This window comes from Bacillus sp. SIMBA_008, from assembly GCF_046535495.1.
Taxonomy (GTDB): Bacteria; Bacillota; Bacilli; order Bacillales; family Bacillaceae; genus Bacillus; species Bacillus subtilis.
Genome location: NZ_JAWRWL010000661.1, coordinates 1 through 262 on the forward strand (window position 1 = coordinate 1; position 262 = coordinate 262).

Consider the following 262-nt stretch of genomic DNA (forward strand, 5'->3'; position numbering starts at 1 on the left):
CGCGGAATGAGAATCGTCCGAAGCGAAAGTGAATTGAAAGAATCGTTTGAGCGGGCCAAATCAGAAGCGAAAGCCGCATTCGGAAATGATGAAGTGTATGTTGAAAAACTGATCGAAAATCCTAAGCATATTGAAGTTCAGGTGATCGGAGATAAAGAAGGCAATGTCGTCCATCTGTATGAGCGGGACTGTTCCGTTCAGAGACGCCATCAAAAGGTCATTGAAGTGGCGCCGAGTGTATCTTTGCAGCCTGAATTAAGGG

At 45.8% G+C, this 262-nt stretch carries 1 protein-coding gene; it reads left to right on the forward strand.

Features of this window, described 5'->3' with window-relative positions; genetic code table 11:
* A partial coding sequence (locus SB658_RS24865; protein ID WP_486308220.1) for an ATP-binding protein occupies nt 1–262 on the forward strand: 262 nt, incomplete at both ends.